This is a genomic window from Micromonospora sp. NPDC047467 (assembly GCF_040643095.1).
Lineage (GTDB): Bacteria > Actinomycetota > Actinomycetes > Mycobacteriales > Micromonosporaceae > Micromonospora.
This window is the reverse complement of the sequence record NZ_JBEYTO010000002.1, coordinates 605991-622387: the sequence shown is the minus strand read 5'-3', so window position 1 is coordinate 622387 and position 16397 is coordinate 605991. Positions and strand designations below refer to the sequence as shown.

The window sequence follows — 16397 nt, the reverse complement described above, 5'->3', positions numbered from 1 at the left end:
ATCGCGACTCGGGTCTAGAGATAGTCGGTAAAGCTCGTAAAGGCTCGCCACGAAGGCGAGGGGAAAGACGCCGGCGGACGGGGGAACGGCGTGGGCGAGGGGCTCGGCAGCGGCGAGTGCCTGGTCTGGCGGTGCCGCGCCGGGCCGGTCCCCGAGCGGCTGCACGCCCTGCTCGACGACGCCGAGCAGGCGCGGGCGCGGCGGTTGCGCCACGACGCGGCCCACACCCGCTTCGTGACGGGCCGTGTCGCGGCGCGGCTACTGGCCGCCCGGTACGCCAACACCACGCCGCGCGAGGTCGTCTTCTCCTCGACGTGCCGACACTGCGCCGGCCCGCACGGCCGGCTGGAGGTGCGGACCGACGCGGGTGTGCTGCACGTGTCGGTGTCGCACTCGGCAGAACGGATCCTGGTGGCGATCGCCCGCGACACGGTCTGCGGCGTGGACATCGAGCGGGTGGCGCTACGTGGTCGCCGGATTCCCGTCTCGGCACTCTCCCCTGTCGAGCGTCGGGTGCTGGCCGACCTGCCACAGCCACGGCGACTCGCCGCGTTCATCCGGTACTGGACCCGCAAGGAGGCCATCCTCAAGGCGACCGGGGACGGCCTCGTGCCGTCGCCGGCCGACCTCACCGTCAGCGCCCCGGATGCCCCCGCCCAGCTTCTGAGCTGGGCGAACCGGCCGCCGCCGCAGGTCAGCGTGCACCTGCTCGACCTGGCCGTCGGCGACGACTACCGGGGCGCGCTGGCCACTCTCGGCCGGCCACTGTCGATTGTCGAGCGTGATGTTGACCCTCGTACAGAGGCGAGTCACCTATGATGAACCGCACCGCACAGATCGATCAATACGCGAGAAGAGGCTTCATGTCGGAACGTTCGTTCTCTCCGGTCATCCCCTTCCTCCGCTACCAGGACCCGACGGCTGCCGTCGACTGGCTCGTCAACGCGTTCGGCCTGGAGCGCTTCGACGTCACCGAGGTGGACGGCAAGGTGGTGCACGCCGAGTTGAGCTGGGGCAACGCCACCATTCAGCTCGGCGGCGGCGGCCCGCACGACACGCTGGGCATGGTCAGCCCGCGCGAACTGCCCGCCACCAGCGGGGGGATCTACATCTGCGTCGGCGACGCGGCGGACGTCGACAAGCACCACGAGCGGTCGGTGCAGGCCGGCGCCAAGCTGGTCTACGAGCTGCACGACACCTCGTACGGCTCTCGCGACTACGGGGTCTACGACCTTGAGGGCCACGTCTGGAGCTTCGGCAGCTACCTGCCTCGTGAAGCGTCGGCGTAGGGTTCTCGACAAACACGCGTAAACACTTGCCCGGGTGGTGGGTTCGGGCCAAGACTGGCAGGCATGGTTGCCTCTGGTCTGCCGCCCAGGTTCGACGCGCTCGACCCCGCCGTCCGGGAAGACCCCTATCCGACCTACGCCCAGCTGCGCGAGGCCGGGCCGCTGTGCCGGATCGGCCCCGGCAGTTGGGGCGTCACCCGGCACGCCGACGTCGTGGCGTTGCAGCGTGACCCCCGCCTCGGCAGCGAGTTCCCCGAGCCGTACCACCACCTGTCGGTGGGCGAGGGGCCGGCCAGCCACTTCTTCCAGCGCATCATGCTCTACCGCGACCCGCCGGACCACGTCCGGCTCCGGCGGCTGATGAGCGGCGCCTTCACTCCGGCCGTGGTGCGGCGGATGCGCGGCTACATCGAGCAGACCGTGGACCAGCTCCTGACCCCGGCGCTGGAGACCGGCACCTGCGACGTGGTGCGCGACCTGGCGTACCCGCTGCCGGTGCTGGTGGTGTCCACGTTGATGGGCATCCCGCCCGAGGCCCACGACGACGTCCGGCAGCACGCCATGAGTCTCGGGCGGGCGTTCAGCGCCATCGTTCCCGAGGACTCCCGGGGTGCGGCACACGAGTCCGTCCAGTGGCTGCGCAAGTACATCGGTGGCCTGCTCGACGAGCGCCGCGCGGCGCCCGGGGACGACCTGCTGTCGGCGCTGTTGCAGGCCGAGGACGACGGGGACCGGCTGAGCCACGACGAGATCGTGGACAACACCGTCTTCTCGTTCTTCGCCGGTTTCGAAACCACCGTCCACCTCATCACCAACGGGTTCGCCGCGCTGCTGCGGGCGCCGGACCAGTTCGCCCTCCTGCGCGCCGACCCCGGCCTGGTGCCCGGCGCGGTGGAGGAGTTCCTCCGCTTCGAGGCGCCCATCCAGGGCACCGCCCGGCTGGTGCGGGAGCCGGTGCGGATCGGGGAGCGCACCGTACGGGCCGGGCGGGTGCTGGTGCTGATGCTCGGCTCGGCGAACCACGACGAGGCGGTCTTCCGGTCCCCCGGCACGCTGGACGTCACCCGAAACCCGAACCCGCACGTCACCTTCGGCGGCGGCGGACACCTGTGCCTGGGCGCGTTCCTGGCCCGCACGGAGGCGCAGGTCGTCTTCGACTGGGTGCTGCGGCGCACCCGCTCGGTGGAGCAGGCCGGCGAGCTGGTCCGGGAGGCCGACACGCCGTTCCGCGCCTTCGCCCACGTGCCGCTGGCCGTCCGGCCCGCCTGACGCTGCCGGCGTCCCCCGCCCGGCGCTGCCGGCCTCCCCCCGCCCGGCGGGGCCGGATCAGGCCGGCGTGGCGGCCAGGATGGTCAGTGTGGCCGTCGGCCGGACGGTGTCCAGTCGCAGCCCGGCACGGTCGAGCAGGGCCGCGGTCTCCTCGGCCGTGCGGTGGGTGCCGCCGGTGAGCACCAGCGTGTGCACGTCGTACAGCTTCGCCACGTCGAAGGTGTCCCCGGACGGCAGGACGGCCTCCAGCAGCAGCAGGCGGCTGTCCTGTCGCATCGCCTCCCGGACCCGGCGGAGCACCGCCACCACCTGGTCGTCGCCGAACCCGGGCAGCACCGTCTTGAGCAGGTACGCGTCCGCGCCGGCGGGCAGCGCGTCGAAGAAGCTGCCGGGGACGATCTCGCACCGGTCGCGTACCCCGGCCTCGGTCAGGACCCGCTCCGCCGCCGCGACGACGTGCGGCAGGTCCACCAGCGTGCCGCGCATCGCGGGGTACCGCGCGAGCAGGCCACCGAGGAACCCGCCGTCACCTCCGCCGACGTCGACCACGTGGGACAGCTCTCCCCACGGGTGACAGGGCAGCACGGTACGCAGGTGCAGCCGGGTGATCGCGTGCATCCAGCGGTCCACCCGCCGGCTCTCGTCCGGGTTCTCGGCCAGGTGGCTCCAGTAGTCCGTGCCGTGCGCCCGGTCGAAGGCGGCCTCGCCGGTGCGCAGGCTGTGCGGCAGCATCGCCCACGCCTGCACGTCGGAGGCGAGCAGCGTGTAGACGGCGCGCATCGACATCGGGTGGTCGCTGCGCAGCGGCTGGGCCAGGGGGGTCAGGGCGAAGACCTCCGGCTCCGGTTCGGTGAAGATGCCCTTGGCCGCCAGCGCCCGCAGCGCCCGGCACAGCGACCGCCCGTGCACACCGACCTCGGCGGCGAGCTCATCGACGGGCCGGGGCCCGTCGATGAGCAGGTCGGCGATGCCCAGGTCACTGACCGCCCGCACCGTCATCGGCACGATGACATCGGTCAGCTCCGCCAGCCGCATCAGCGACGCCAGGTCCATCGGCGGCCGTTGCCGGACGCCCGCTCGCTCAACCACCGCGCCTGCCCTCCACGAATTGGATCAGATCCAGCCGGACGAGCCCGTCCCGCACGCGAGGGGTCATCAGTCCGATCTGGTCAAGTGCCCGGCCCACCCGGGAGAAGATGGCCTGCCGGTAGGCGACCATCAGCTCGTTGCGGGCGGCGAAGTCGAGTCCCTCGGCCATCGGGACCTCCATGCGTTCCCAGATGTCGCTGAGCAGGAACCGGCGGCGGATCAGGGCCGCGGACTCCAGCACCAGTTCCTCCCGCTCGGTCCGCTCGCGAGTGGTCATCTCGTCGTACAGGCCGCGCAGCGACAGCACGCCGAACGACACGTGCCGGGCTTCGTCCCGCGCCACGAGGCCGGTGATCTGCTTGATCAGCGGGTCGTGGAAGGTGCTGTGGGCCAGCCGGAACGCGGCCATCGCCAGCGCCTCGACCATGATCTGCATGCCCAGCGAGATGACGTCCCAGCGGTTGTCTTCGAGGATGTCGGTCAGCAGCAGCTCCAGCGGCTCGGAGATCGGGTACGGCCGCTGGATTTTCTCCCCCAGGTAGCGGGAGAAGACCTCCACGTGACGCGCCTCGTCCACCGCCTGGGTCGCGGCGTACAGCTTGCTGTCCAGTCCTGAGACGATCTCCACCAGCCGGGCGGCGACCACCATGGCCGCCTGCTCACCGTGCAGGAACTGGCTGACCATCCACGCCTGGAGTTCCCAGCGGAACTCGTCCCAGGCGGGCCGGCCCCGCGCGGCAAGCGGGGAGGCGGCGAACCCGGCCATGGCGAAGGCGGAATCGTCGGGCAGTGGCGCCCCGAAGGGTACGTCGAGGTGCCAGTCGATCTCGTCGACGCTCCACTGCGCCTGTTTGGCACGCTGGTAGAGCGAGCCGGTGCGGGTGTCGGAGGACTCGTAGTTCCAGTTGAGCCGGGCGTCCTGGGTGGAACGCACTACCAACTCACTCATAGCAGCAAAGACTAGTTTGCGAGGCACGCAAAGCCAACGACAAAAGCTATCCTGCTGTTTGTGGAAGCACGCGACACACCAGCCTCGGTCTCCCAGCGACTGTTGTGGATGATCAAGCACTACCGCGCGGACTTCGGCGCGCTGAACTGCCCGGTCGTCTGCCGCATCGTGGGAAACCTGGACGAGCGGGCGTTGCAGGCGGCTGTCGACCAGCTCGTGGTCCGACACGAGGCGCTGCGGACGACCTTCCACGGCCGCGGCGCGCGTCTCGTGCAGCGCGTGCACGCCCCGCGCCCGCAGCCGCTGGCCTGGGCCGATGCGGTGGCGGGCGAGGCGCCGGACGCGGCGCTGGCCCGGGAACTCCAGACGCCGATCGACGCCGGGGAGTGGCCGGCGCGGGCCAGCGTGTGGCGGGTCGGCCCACGGGAGCACCTGTTCTGCCTCAACCTGCACCACCTCGTCACCGACGCGTGGTCCACCGGCATCCTGCTGCGCGACCTGGTCGCCTGCTACGACGCCGCCTGCGGCGGGGCCACCGTCGGCACACCCGCGGGTTGGCAGATGTCCCGCTTCGCGCAGGCGCAGCAGGAGCTGCTGGCCTCGGACCGGCTCGCCCGGTACCAGCGGTACTGGCGACGCCAGTTGGAGGGCAGCCAGATCCCCCGGCTCGACGCGCTCTATCCGGCCCCGGACGCCACCGACGCGGCCGCCGGGGCGACCCGGTCCGTCGCGGCGGAGCTTCCGGCCGCGACGGTGGCCGGGCTGCGCGAGCTGGCCAGGCGGGAGAAGACGACCATGTTCACGGTGCTGCTGGCGGCCTTCCACGCCCAGCTGCACCGCCTGACCGGTCAGCCCGACCTGGCGGTCGCGTCGATGTTCGCCAACCGGTCCCGGCCCGAGGTACGCGACACCGTCGGCCTGCTTGCCGGCATGGTGCTGCTGCGCGCCCAGGTCGCCCGTCAACACCGCTTCACCGACCTGGTACGCCACGTGCACGGTGCGGTGATCAGCGCGTTCGCGTACCAGGATCTGCCCTTTCACCTGCTGCCGACCGGCATCGTCGACACCGGCGGCGGGCGGGCCGACGACGTGATGTTCAACGTGATGTCACCGCTGCGACATGACCTGACCGGCGGCGGGGCGCGCTTCGAGCTGGTGGTTCCCACGGAGATCGGCAGCCGCTTCCCGTTCGAGCTGGCCCTGGCTCCGGTGGGCGAGCACCGGGTGCAGGCAGTGCTGTTCCGCGCCGGAGGTTGGGCGGACCCGGCGCTCGGGCAGGACTTCCTGGCCGGCTACCTGGACGTGGCGGCAGCGGCGGCGCGGCGTCCGGACGTCGCGCTGCCGTCGCCCGGGCGGTGACGGGTCACGGCCACGGGTATTGACAGCGTTGTGGGCATCCTGAGAACCTTCCAGCACATACTCGTAAATGCACGTGGATAGCAGGAAAGACAAGTGCGCACGGGGATGGCAGGTCAATCCGGGGCCGGTCGGCCGGCCCGAGGCGGAAGGGACCGTTGATGACAATGCGACTGCACTGGTTCCTGCCATTGCACGGCGACGGCCGGGAGGTCTCCAAGAGCGCGGACGGTGCGGACGGGACCAGGAACATCCGCCGGGAGCCGGGGCTGAACTACCTCAGCCAGGTCGCCCAGGCCGTCGACGGGCTCGGCTTCGCCGGCGCGTTGGTGCCGACCGGCCTGTTCTGTGAGGATCCCTGGCTGGTGTCGGCAGCGCTGTCGCAGCAGACCCACACCATGCACTTCATGATCGCCTGCCGACCCAACGCGCAGCCGCCGATGGTGTGCGCCCAGTCGGCCGCGACGTTCCAGCGGCTCTCCGGCAGCCGGCTGATGCTCAACATCGTCACCGGCGGGGACGCCGACGAGCAGCGACGCTACGGCGACTGGCTCGACCACGACGAGCGCTACGCCCGCACCGAGGAGTTCCTCGACGTCTTCCACCGTGCCTGGCGCGGTGAGCCGTTCGACTTCCACGGCAAGCACTACCAGGTCAAGGCCGGGATGCTGAGCCGTCCCCACCACACCCGACCGACGATCCTGCTGGGTGGCTCGTCCGCTGAGGCGCAGCGAGTCGCCGCCACGCACGCCGACGTCTACCTGGCCTGGGGCGAGCGTCCGGACGGGCTGGCCACCCTCACCAGCCGCGTCGCCGAACTGGCCGCCGCCCAGGGCCGCACTGTCGAGTTCGGCACCCGGTTCCACGTCATCAGCCGGGACACCGCGCAGGAGGCGTGGGCGGTGACCCGTCGGCTGCTCGACGGCATGGACGCAAGCCGGATCGCCGACGCACAGCGGCGGTTCCGCCGCACCGACTCGGAGGGGCAGCGCCGGATGGCCGCCCTGCACGGCGGCCAGGTCGACGACCTGGAGGTGTACCCGAACGTGTGGGCCGGTTACGGCCTGGTCCGCCCTGGCGCCGGTGCCGCGCTCGTCGGCAGCCACGAGCAGGTGGCCGAGCGGATAGCGGAGTACCACGCGTTGGGCATGACCCATCTCATCCTCTCCGGGCAGCCCCACCTCGAGGAGGCGTACAACTTCGCCGAGGGCGTGCTGCCGCTGCTGCGGCGCCAGGGGTTGCTCGGGCGGGAGGCCTCGTGACGGACCGGAGCGCGCTGGTGGAGACGACGCTGCTGCTGGGCAGCCCCCGTGCGGGTTCCCGTACCAGCGGCATCGCCATCCGGCTGGTGGAGGAGCTGTCACTCGCCCTCGCCGCGGAGGGCGTCGAACTCGCCGGGCCGGACATCGTCGACCTCGCCGACATCGGCGCCGCGCTGCCGCTGCGCGCCAGCCGCAGCGTGCCACTGGGGCCGGAGATAGAGCGGGCCCTGGGCCTGGTCCGCCGCGCCGGCCTGCTGGTGGTGGTCAGCCCGACGTTCAAGGGCACCTACACCGGCCTGCTGAAGCTGTTCCTGGACATGCTTCCGATGGACGGGCTGACCGACTGCGTCACCGTCGGCGCGATGACCGCGGGCTGGGCCAAGCACCGCGGCGCGGGGGACCAGTACCTGCGTCCGCTGCTGACGGAACTCGGCGCGACCGCGCCGGTGCCCTGCCTGTCGGTCCTCGAAGACGAGTTCGAGGACGTGCCAGAGGTCGTCGCGGCGTGGTCGCGCCGTTGGGCGCCCGCGCTCGGGGCGGTGGTGCGCCACCAGCGCCACAGCTTCTCCGCCCCTCGTGTCCACCCGCTGACGGGCGCTCGGGCCTCCTGAGCGACCCATTCAACCGTCATGCCAGCAGCACAGAGGAGATCGACCATGACCGAGCAGACCGCTCCCGCCCGCCGTACCGAGGAGGAGATCCGCGCTGCCGTGGCGGCGGTCATCTCCGACATGGCGCCGAAGGACGGCGTGGAGGTGACGACGGAATCCCACCTCATCAAGGACCTGGGCTACCACTCCCTGGCCCTGATGGAGGTGGCGTTCGCCATCGAGGACGAGTTCGACCTCGATCCGATCGACGAGGACACCGCACGCAAGATCACCACTGTCGGGGCAGTGCAGGATCTGGTGGTCCAGCGGCTCGAGGAGCGCGACGGGGCCTGAGCACGGGTCGGGTAGGGTCCGGGCCGCCCGGACCCCTCCCGAACCACGGGCGCGGGTCAGCCCTTCAGTCGGTAGAGCCGGTGGAAGCGGTCGTTGACCGCCAGGATCGTCATCCCCGAGAAGCCGGCCCGCAACGCCATCTCGCGCACCATCCCGGGGCGCAACACCGTGCCGGTGCCCGTCGAGTCCTCCCCGGTGCGGCTCGCCGGCAGGCAGTGCAGCACGCTCGTGCCGTACTGGAACCGCTCCACGTCGTCGCCGGGGGCGGTGAAGGCCGGCGCGACCTTGGCATCCATCACGAGCACGGCGCCGTCGGCGGCACGCAACTGCCGGCACGCCTGAAGCACGGCGACCGGCTGGGACACCTCGTGCAGCGCGTCGAAGAGGCACACCAGGTCGTACTCGCCCGCCAACTGCGGGTCGGCGGCGTCGCGACAGGCGAAGCGGACCCGGTCGGCGACACCCGCCTCGGCGGCGTTCCGCTCGGCCTGCCGCAGGGCGGCTCCGTCCAGGTCCAGGCCGGTCACCTCGGCACGCGGGTACGCGCGGGCCAGCGCGATGCTCGACCAGCCGGTCCCGCAGGCGACGTCGGCGATGCGTTTCCCGGGCGCGTCGAGGCGGGCGTGCACGTCGGGCATCTGCTCGACGATCCAGCCGGCGAGCTGGTGGGCGAACAGGGCCCGGTTCGCGCCGGAGTGGCCGTCGCGCCAGTCCACACCGAACACGTCGTCGGGCACACCCGCGCCGCTGCGGTAGGCCGCCACGAGGTCCGGCAGGGCGGCGGCGATGCCGCCGAGCGGCAGCACGGCGAGGGAAGCCAGGGACATCGGGTCGTCCGAGACCGTCAGGACGGCGGCGTGCCCGGCGGGGAGCCGGTACGCGCGACGTTCGGCCGGTAGCCGTACATCGTCGGTCTCGACGATGCCGCAGACGGCCTGCTGCTCCAGCCACTCCCGGGCGTACCGGGGGGCGATGTCGGCGGCACGGGCCAACTCGTCCGGGCGCAACGGCCCCGGCGCGGCGGCCAGCGCCTCGTACAACCCGAGCTTGACCCCCAGGTACGCCGACAGCAGCTCCTGCGTGGCGAGAAGAGACTTCCACATTCTCATCGCGAACACGTGTGTCTGCGCGTCAGACGCCGTCATGAGACACCTCCCCGGGCAGCACAGCTGCGCTTGTGGAGTGTCTACACACAACACTCCTATGTCTGTTGCACGATACATGCAGACAGTAGGATGGTCATCGGTCGTTCCGAGCCGCCCGCGGTGGCCGGAGCAGGCGCGGCCCGGCACTCGGACCGACACGTCAGACCGGAGGGCGAGGCTCGGCATGACGACTCTGCAACTGGTCCGTGATCTCCTTCCGGAGATCGCCAAACACGCCGACGAGGTCGAGCGGGGCCGGGGTCTCCCGGACCATCTGCTCGACGGGCTGCGCGCGGCGGGCTGCCTGCGCATGCTCGCGCCCGTGGAGCACGGTGGCGCCGGCCTGAGCGTGCCGGACACGCTACGGGTCGTCGAGACGTTGGGCACGGCGGACGCGTCGGTGGCCTGGCTGGTCGGCCAGGTCGCCCTGTCCCAGCTCATCATCGGCTGTGCGCCGGCGGCGACCGTCGCGGCTATCTTCGCCGACGGCCCGGACGTCTACGCCGCCGGCGCGGTGGCGCCCAAGGGCCGGGCCACCGAGGTCGACGGAGGGTGGCGGATCTCCGGCCAGTGGCCGTTCGTCACCGGCTGCGAACGCGCCGCCTGGGTCTACCTCAACTGTGTCCTGGTACGGGGGCGCGCGGTGGCGCTGAACGACGGCCGGCCCGCCACCCGGATCATGCTGCTGCCCGCCGCCGACGTCACAGTGGTCGACACCTGGCACACCCTGGGCCTACGCGGCACAGGTAGCCACGACCTCGCCGTCTCCGGCGGCTACTGCCCCGCGGAGCGAGCCGTGGAGTTGGTGCCCGGTTCGGCGAGCGCGGCGCGGGCGTCGATGAGCATCGCGCAGTCCAGCCTCATCATCGCGGCGGCGGCGCTGGGCATCGCCGAGGCGGCCCTGCGGAACGTCGTCGAGCTGGCGGCGGGCGGCAAGCGGCCGGCGCTGAGCGCGACGCGGCTGGCGTCCTCGGCCGCCTTCCAGGAGCGGCTGGGCGAGGCTCGGATGGTGGTACAGGCGGGTCGGGCGCTGCTCTACGACCAGGCCGGTGACGAGTGGGGCGGGTTCGCGGGCCCGGATGCGGCGCTGCGGCGAGCGCAGGTCCGGGCTGCGGCCGCGCAAGCGACCGCTCTGGCGGTCCGGGCGACCGACGCGGCCTTCGAGCTGGCCGGCGGGACAGCGGTGTACGACTCGTCGCCCCTGTCCCGGAGGCTGCGGGACGTCAACACCGCTCGGCAGCACTTCGTGGCCAGCCGCAACTCCTACACGGCCCTCGGCGCGCACCTGGTCGGTGAGGGCGGTGACGGCGGCCCGCTGTGACCGGCGGGCCTCGGGGTTCACTTCACGCTGGGGATGACACCCTTGCGGCGCAGCCGGGTGATCCACCCCTGGGCGGTGTGGGTGGGCACGCCGTAGTGTTTGGCGACACCGGTGACGGTGCGGTTCTTCAGATAGATGTTCTTGAGCTCGCTCGGGTCCGGCATGCGACGGTAGGCGCGGTCCGACTTCGCCGTCCGGCTCGGCGTGGAGACGCGGTAGGGCCTGGTGGCCTCCGAGCTCTCGGCCGACACGGCGGCGGTTGCCGCTGCTGCGGGACGCTTCGCGGCGAACGCCTGCATCAACAGGTCCAGGTCGACCTGGAGCAGGTCGGCAGCGCCGAGCTTGACGTCATCCGCGACGCGGACGGTCAACTCTTTGATGTAGACCTGGCCGTCCTCGGCGAACACGCGCATCGTGGTGCGGGAGGACTCCTCTCCCGCGTCTTTCGCACCAAGCACCGGAGTGATCGTGACGATGTACTGAGCCATTGCCTCTGCCCTTCTTCCCTACCAACATCCGGTGCCCGCGAGACGCTAGGCCACAGTCTCATACGTTGCGTAGATTTAGTTGGCCCCTCCGGACGTACACGGCAAACCCTCCGCACCCAAAGTCACTCCAGCATAACGGAAAGCGACTCTCAGACCCACCATCGACACCGGTGGTTGTCGAAGGATCACTTCACGTGTGAACAGCGCGAAAAGCACGTTCCGAAGCTTCCTAGTGTCACCAAGATTACTCGGTCGTTACGAGCGTTCAGACTGGCATCCACACGTTCTTCGGCCGGAGAAACTCGCGCAGGCCGGCGAGGCCGCCGATACGCGCGGAACCACTCTGTTTCACCCCGCCGAACGGCGCCGACGGCATCAGGCCCGGTGCGCCGTTCACCCATACGCTGCCGGCCGCGACGGCCCGGCTTACCCGGTGGGCGCGGCGCAGGTCGTTCGTGTGCAGGTACGCCCCCAGGCCGTATCGGGTGGCGTTGGCCAGCCCCACCGCCTCCTCCTCGGTGTCGAAGCTCGACACCGCCAGCACCGGCCCGAACACCTCCTCCTGAACGAGTTCGGTGTCGTGGTCGGCGTCGACGAAGACCGTCGGTTCCACGAAGAAACCGTCGGCGAGTTCCCCGCCGCAGCGCCCGCCACCCGCCAGCAACCGCGCGCCCGACGCACGGGCCCGGTCGACCACACCGAGGATCCGGTCGCACGCCTGCCCGGAGACCACAGGACCCATCACGGTGGCCTCGTCGGCCGGGTCGCCCACCCGGACGCGACGCAGCCGCGAGGTCAGTGTCTGCAGCACCTGCTCGCGGACGGCCGAGTGCACCAGCAACCGGGTGCCGTTCGCACACCCCTGCCCCGACAGGGCCACCACGCCGCTCATCGCGTACCGCGCCGCCGACCGCAGGTCGGCGTCGTCGAAGATGACGTGGGGGGACTTGCCGCCCAACTCCAACGCCACCGGCGTCAGGTTCCGGGCCGCCTCGGCGAGCACCTGCCGGCCGGTCGCCGCGCTGCCGGTGAAGTGCACCTTGTCGACGCCGGGGTGCCCCGCCAGGGCCGCCCCGGCCGGCGGCCCGCCGGGCACGACCACCACCACCCCCCGCGGCACCCCTGCCTCCACCGCCAGCTCGGCGAACCGCTGGCCGACGAAGGGCGCCAGCTCCGACGGCTTGACCACGACGGCGTTGCCGGCAGCGAGCGCCGGACCGAGCAGTTGCGCCATCGACATCAGCGAGCCGTTCCACGGGATGATGCCGGCCACCACGCCGTACGGCTCGTCGAGGGTGTAATCCAGGCTGCGCCCGGGCCAGGTGGGCACCACCTCGCCGCCGATTTTGTCGCACCACCCGGCGTAGTACCGCAGGTGGTCGGCCGCCAGCGCCGGCAGCCGCCGCGCGAGTTGCGTCGGCAGGCCGATCTCCAGGCTCTGCACCGCGGCGAGGGAATCGGCGTGGACGAGCAGCAGGTCAGCCAGCCTCAGCAACGTGTCGCGTCGGACCGCTGCCGAGCTGTCCCTCCACAGGGGCAGACTCGCCCTCGCCAGCGCCACGGCCTGGTCGATCTCGGCCGGTCCGGCGAGGACGACCTCGGTCGTCGGCTTCCCGGTCGCGGCGTAGACGTGTTCCGCCCGCCCGCCGGAGGACTCCACCACCCGCTCCTCGCCGATCCACAGCGCCGGCTCGGGCAACAGGTGCGTGGGTGGTTCGCTCATTCCCATCGCGCGCTCCTCACGTCGAGGCGGGTTACCGGTCGTACGGTGCTTTCAGAATCCCATCAAAGCCTCGTAAGAAACCAGAGGCATCTTTGATAGACACTCTCACACACCGTAGATAGCCTGTCTCCAGCAACCGAACCGGCAGCAGTATCCGTGCTGGTCGCACCGCCTTCCCAGCCGGCAAAGACGCGTAAAAACGATCATGGAAGGTACGCGAATGACACCATCGAGGACGCGACCGTCCCCCAGTCCTGCGGAGACCCCTCCGAAGCCGGCTCCGATCGCCGGTCGGGCGCGGTCCATCGCGCTCTTCGCCGTTCTGGTCGGCCTGCTGCTCGACCTGCTCGACATCGTGATCGTCAACGTCGCCCTGCCGACCATTCAGGAGGACATCGGCGCCACCAGCTCGAACATGCAGTGGATGGTGGGCGGGTACACCCTCGCCTTCGCCACCATGCTGGTGACCGGTGGCCGGCTCGGCGACATCTACGGCCGCAAGCGCGTCTTCATCATCGGCATGGTCGGGTTCGCCGCCGCCTCGCTCGTCGCGGGGCTCGCGGCAAACCCGGAACAGCTGATCGTGGCCCGCTTCATCCAGGGCGGCATGGGTGCGCTCATGGTCCCGCAGGTGCTGTCGATCCTCCAGGTCATGTACCCGCCCAACGAGCGGGCACGCGCCTTCTCCGCCCTGAGCGTCGTCTTCGCCGTCGGCACGGTGGCCGGCCCCATCGTGGGCGCCCTGCTCACCGCCGTCAACGTCGGTGGCCTCACCTGGCGCACGATCTTCCTGGTGAACCTCCCCATCGCCGCGGTATGTCTCCTGGTCACCGCGAAGCTGGTTCCCGAGTCCAAGGGTGCGTCGGCCCAGCGGCTGGACGTGAAGGGCGCCATCCTGGTGGGTCTCGGCATGCTGCTGCTGGTGTTCCCCCTCATCCAGGGTCCGCAGCAGGGCTGGCCGGCGTGGACCCTCGTCAGCCTGGCCGCCTCGATGCTGGCCTTCGCCGCGCTGGTGGCGGTGCAGCGCCGCCGAACGGAATCGCCGCTCATCCCGGTGTCGCTGTTCTCCCACCGCTCCTTCCGCGGCGGCCTCGCCGTCTCCCTGTTGTTCATGAGCGGCGTCATGCCGTTCTTCCTCGTCAACACCCTCTACCTACAGTTCGGGCAGGGGTTCTCGGTGATCAAGGCCGGCCTGATCGGCGTGCTGTGGGGCTTCGCCGTCCCCCTGTTCACCGCCATCTCCGCCCGCCGCATCACCCCGAAGCTCGGCCGGCTCGGCCTGCAACTCGGGCTGGTCATGCTGATCGCGGCGATGGTCATCCTGATCACCGTGATCCACCAGTTCGACACCGTCACCCCCTGGGCGCTTGCCCCCGGGCTCATCCTCGGCGGCGCGGGCATGGGCATGACCTTCGCACCACTGCTCACCTACACGCTCAACGACGTGCCGCTGGACAGCGCGGGCGCAGCCTCCGGGGTGTTCAACACCGTGCAGCAGATGGGCGCCGCCATCGGCATCGCCCTGAGCAGCATGGTCTTCTTCATCGCCCTGGCTGTCCAGTCCCCCGCCGTCGGCGACGACCTCCGGAGCACTTTCAAGGACGAGCTGACGGCCCGGGGCCTGCCGGTGGCGACCGTCGACGCCGCCGCCGACAACGCCCGGGCCTGTTTCAAGGAGCGGATCGAGGCCGCCAACCCGGTCGCCGACCTGGAGCCGTGCCGCGCCGTGTCGTCCCAGTCCGGGGCCGGCGCGGACGTCGCAGACCGGCATGACGAGTTGCAGTTCACCGCGAACCGCACCGCCTACCAGCAGACCACCGAACGGGCGCTGGTCTACCAGATCGTCGTGTTCGCGCTGGCCATCGCCGCCAGCTTCCTGCTGCCCCGCCGCGTCGAGCACAAGGGCTGAGCCACGATACGCCGGTGCCCGGGTCGGGTCCGCCGTCAGCTCTGGCTGCGGACCCGGCTCGGGCACCGGCGTATCGTGTTCCAGTCGGGACAGTCAGCGGCGCGAGGTCGGGGCGCATCGGGTCGACCCGGAACGCCACCGCCGGCCGCGCGGCCTCACTCGGAGGCGACCCGGACAGCTGCCGCTTTCTCTTCCCCGGATTCCTGCGCGGCCGTCCGCTCCCTCGCCAGCCGGGCACCTGTGGCGCGACGGTGCACGGCGAGATCGCCGCGGCGTTCGACCGGCACGTGCGACGTACCCATCGCCAGGCCGGTGGGCGACGGCATGTAGTCGTAGACGGCCTCGTACTCGCCGGACCGGACGACGAACGTCTCGTGCCACACCCCGACGTCGCCGTTCTTCTTCATCCGCTTGAAGTAGCGTGCCCAGACCTCGGCGTGCGGCTGCTGCGGGTCGCTGGCGAACCGCTCCAACTGCTCGACGCTACGGAAGTAGCCGATCAGGATCGGCCCCCGCCGAGTCCAGGCGTGGTGGGCGGACATCGCGCCGTTCTCCGGATCGCTGAACAGCGCCATCAAGATCTTGCGCATGTCGCGGAAGTTCGGATACCACTGGTGGATCTTCCAGTAACGGTTGATCCGCATGCCGGTGATGAAGACGGCGAAGTCACCTTCGACCTCCGCGGTCATCCGCGGTCGCTGCTTCGGCTCCTCGCCCATGCCGATCGCCTCCCTCGTTCGGTGCCTGCACACGGCACTCGTATGTAGGATTTCAGCAGAGCAGTAGAGACTCGAAAATACAAGCTTTGACTGTCAAACACGTGAACATACACGTGTTGTCGAGGGGGTTGCCATGCTTGCGCCCGCACCGCGCTTCGCCCCGCCGGAGGACCGGCTCACCTACCACCACAGCGAGCGGTGGATCCGCGGCAGCATCGGCGAGGTCGTCGTCGTGGACAGCCGGAGACCACTGCTGGTCTGGGAACCCGGGTTCCCCGTGCCGTTCTACGCCTTCGCGCTGTCCGACGTCACCGGCGGGACGCTGCGGCCCGCCGCGCGGCCAACCGCGCCCGGTAGCCGGGCCGGCAGCAGTTTCCACGACCTGACCGTCAGCGGGCAGACCTTCCACAACGCCGCGTGGACCTACCCGGGAGACATCTTCGCCGAGACCGTGTGCCTCGCCTGGCGGGAGTGGTTCGGCCAGGGAATCGAGCGGTGGTACGAGGAAGACGCACGGTTTTTCGTGCATCCCGCCGATCCGTTCTCTCGCGTTGACGCGCTGCCGAGCTCAAGGCATGTGGTCGTCACACACGAGGGAGTCGTTCTCGCCGACACCCACCGCCCGGTGCTGCTCTTCGAGACCGGTCTGCCCACCCGCTACTACATCCCCGCCGACGACCTGGTCCGGGATCTGTTGCTGCCCTCCGACCACCACACCCGCTGCCCGTACAAGGGAGTCGCTTCGTACTGGTCGCTGGGCGACGCACCCGGCAGCGACGGGAGCAACATCGCGTGGTTCTACCCCGACCCCCTGCCCGGCGTGGCCAACATCGCCGGGATGACCGCGTTCTACCCGGACCGGGTAACGATCACGGTGGACGGCGAGTCGGTGAGTCCGACGCCAAGCGGTTCGGCTGCCGGTACGTAGATACGG

At 70.7% G+C, this 16397-nt stretch carries 16 protein-coding genes; 10 read left to right on the top strand and 6 right to left on the bottom strand.

Annotated elements, in window-relative coordinates:
* The first annotated feature begins 90 nt into the window (after positions 1-90).
* From ABZ780_RS07085 to ABZ780_RS07075, 3 genes are all read left to right on the top strand, one after another.
* Complete coding sequence (locus tag ABZ780_RS07085) at positions 91-819, top strand: 4'-phosphopantetheinyl transferase superfamily protein (protein WP_357484890.1); 729 nt, start codon at positions 91-93, stop codon at positions 817-819.
* Between the two features lie 44 nt (positions 820-863).
* Positions 864-1289: a VOC family protein gene (locus ABZ780_RS07080; RefSeq protein WP_357484887.1), complete on the top strand. Its 426-nt coding sequence runs from the start codon at positions 864-866 to the stop codon at positions 1287-1289.
* 63 nt (positions 1290-1352) lie between these two features.
* A complete protein-coding gene (locus tag ABZ780_RS07075) occupies positions 1353-2558 on the top strand; it encodes a cytochrome P450 (RefSeq protein WP_357484884.1) in 1206 nt (401 codons plus the stop codon).
* 57 nt (positions 2559-2615) lie between these two features.
* Here ABZ780_RS07075 and ABZ780_RS07070 read toward each other — a convergent pair whose 3' ends face one another.
* Complete coding sequence (locus ABZ780_RS07070; protein ID WP_357484881.1) at positions 2616-3647, bottom strand: methyltransferase; 1032 nt, start codon at positions 3645-3647, stop codon at positions 2616-2618.
* Positions 3640-4596, bottom strand: a complete 957-nt coding sequence (locus ABZ780_RS07065) for a ferritin-like domain-containing protein (RefSeq protein ID WP_357484879.1) — start codon at positions 4594-4596, stop codon at positions 3640-3642. The genes ABZ780_RS07070 and ABZ780_RS07065 overlap by 8 nt, the downstream gene beginning before the upstream one ends.
* A gap of 60 nt (positions 4597-4656) precedes the next feature.
* On the opposite strand from ABZ780_RS07065, the gene ABZ780_RS07060 reads away from it, so the two are divergent.
* The 4 genes from ABZ780_RS07060 (at position 4657) to ABZ780_RS07045 (ending at position 8158) form a co-directional block, all read left to right on the top strand.
* Complete coding sequence (locus ABZ780_RS07060; protein WP_357484876.1) at positions 4657-5955, top strand: condensation domain-containing protein; 1299 nt, start codon at positions 4657-4659, stop codon at positions 5953-5955.
* Positions 5956-6113: 158 nt separating this feature from the next.
* Positions 6114-7214 (top strand): LLM class flavin-dependent oxidoreductase, encoded by a 1101-nt coding sequence (locus ABZ780_RS07055; protein ID WP_357484873.1) that lies wholly within the window; start codon positions 6114-6116, stop codon positions 7212-7214.
* Entirely contained in the window at positions 7211-7825 is a 615-nt protein-coding gene (locus ABZ780_RS07050; protein WP_357484870.1) for an NAD(P)H-dependent oxidoreductase, read from the top strand. Before ABZ780_RS07055 ends, ABZ780_RS07050 begins: the two co-directional genes overlap by 4 nt.
* Positions 7826-7870: 45 nt before the next feature.
* On the top strand, positions 7871-8158 hold the full coding sequence (locus tag ABZ780_RS07045; protein ID WP_357004556.1) for a phosphopantetheine-binding protein: 288 nt from the start codon (positions 7871-7873) through the stop codon (positions 8156-8158).
* A gap of 56 nt (positions 8159-8214) precedes the next feature.
* Here the strand turns inward: ABZ780_RS07045 and ABZ780_RS07040 are convergent, their stop codons facing one another.
* Positions 8215-9303 (bottom strand): methyltransferase domain-containing protein, encoded by a 1089-nt coding sequence (locus tag ABZ780_RS07040; RefSeq protein ID WP_357484867.1) that lies wholly within the window; start codon positions 9301-9303, stop codon positions 8215-8217.
* Positions 9304-9487: 184 nt separating this feature from the next.
* Between ABZ780_RS07040 and ABZ780_RS07035 the strand changes: the two genes are divergently transcribed.
* Positions 9488-10624 (top strand): acyl-CoA dehydrogenase family protein, encoded by a 1137-nt coding sequence (locus ABZ780_RS07035; protein WP_357484864.1) that lies wholly within the window; start codon positions 9488-9490, stop codon positions 10622-10624.
* A 17-nt stretch (positions 10625-10641) separates the two neighbouring features.
* On the opposite strand, the gene ABZ780_RS07030 is transcribed toward ABZ780_RS07035, so the two are convergent.
* Positions 10642-11082, bottom strand: coding sequence for a hypothetical protein (locus ABZ780_RS07030; protein ID WP_357004548.1), 441 nt, complete (start codon positions 11080-11082; stop codon positions 10642-10644).
* Between the two features lie 295 nt (positions 11083-11377).
* The gene (locus tag ABZ780_RS07025; RefSeq protein WP_357004546.1) at positions 11378-12835 is read right to left on the bottom strand and encodes an aldehyde dehydrogenase family protein; all 1458 of its coding nucleotides are present in this window, start codon (positions 12833-12835) and stop codon (positions 11378-11380) included.
* A 220-nt stretch (positions 12836-13055) separates the two neighbouring features.
* On the opposite strand from ABZ780_RS07025, the gene ABZ780_RS07020 reads away from it, so the two are divergent.
* Positions 13056-14744: an MFS transporter gene (locus ABZ780_RS07020; RefSeq protein ID WP_357484861.1), complete on the top strand. Its 1689-nt coding sequence runs from the start codon at positions 13056-13058 to the stop codon at positions 14742-14744.
* 155 nt (positions 14745-14899) lie between these two features.
* Here the strand turns inward: ABZ780_RS07020 and ABZ780_RS07015 are convergent, their stop codons facing one another.
* Positions 14900-15463, bottom strand: coding sequence for a DUF4188 domain-containing protein (locus ABZ780_RS07015; RefSeq protein WP_357484858.1), 564 nt, complete (start codon positions 15461-15463; stop codon positions 14900-14902).
* Positions 15464-15596: 133 nt separating this feature from the next.
* Here ABZ780_RS07015 and ABZ780_RS07010 point away from each other — a divergent pair, with 133 nt between their 5' ends.
* Entirely contained in the window at positions 15597-16391 is a 795-nt protein-coding gene (locus tag ABZ780_RS07010; protein WP_357484856.1) for a DUF427 domain-containing protein, read from the top strand.
* Positions 16392-16397 lie beyond the last annotated feature (6 nt).